The organism is Mycobacterium sp. 1165196.3, from assembly GCF_001673415.1.
In the GTDB taxonomy this organism is placed as follows: domain Bacteria; phylum Actinomycetota; class Actinomycetes; order Mycobacteriales; family Mycobacteriaceae; genus Mycobacterium; species Mycobacterium europaeum_A.
The window spans coordinates 1-753 of the sequence record NZ_LZLU01000217.1 but is presented as its reverse complement, the minus strand read 5'-3'; the positions used below and the strand labels follow the sequence as shown (position 1 = coordinate 753).

The following is a 753-nucleotide window of genomic DNA, read 5'->3' as shown; positions in this document are numbered from 1 at the left end:
CTGCGGCTGACCGACCCCAACGACATGCTCACCACCGGCATCGAGGTCGAGGCCCGGCCGCCGGGCAAGAAGGTCACCCGGCTTTCGCTGCTGTCCGGCGGCGAGAAGGCGCTGACGGCGGTGGCCATGCTGGTGGCGATCTTCCGGGCCCGCCCGTCGCCGTTCTACATCATGGACGAGGTGGAGGCCGCCCTCGACGACACCAACCTGCGGCGGCTCATCTCGCTGTTCGAGCTGCTGCGGGCGCGCTCTCAGCTGATCATCATCACGCACCAGAAGCCGACGATGGAGGTCGCGGACGCGCTCTACGGCGTGACCATGCAGGGCGACGGCATCACCGCCGTCATCTCCCAGCGGATGCGCGGCCAGCAGGTGGACCAGCTGGTGGGCGCGGTCGAGTAAGGCCCGGTGACCGACGCACACCGGGCGACTTGAAACAATGTCAGCGTGTCCCAAGGTCTTTGGATCGCCATCGCGGTCGTCGCTGCCCTGCTCGTCATCACCGCACTGGTGGCAGGCCTGCTGCGGTACCGCCGGCGCCGGATCAGCTTCTCCACCCGCACCGAGCCCGGCGCGATCGACCGCTCCGGCGGCTACACCGCGTCCTCGGGCATCACCTTCAGCCAGACCACGACGGCCGATCGGCTCGACACCACCGGTCTGCCCGCGGTAGGCGACGACGCGGCCGTTCCCCGCGACGCGCCGCGGCGCACCATCTCCGAGGTCGAACTCCCCGAACCCGTCCCCGAAGCC

General features: G+C 69.9%; 1 protein-coding gene and 1 pseudogene. Both read left to right on the top strand.

All coding sequences use genetic code 11. The annotated features are described in order from the left end of the window. Positions 1-402, top strand: a 402-nt coding sequence (locus tag A5659_RS21880; RefSeq protein ID WP_156749308.1) for an AAA family ATPase, incomplete at its 5' end; no start/stop codon positions are given. A gap of 45 nt (positions 403-447) precedes the next feature. Next, positions 448-753: pseudogene (locus A5659_RS21875) on the top strand (signal recognition particle-docking protein FtsY); the annotation flags it as partial.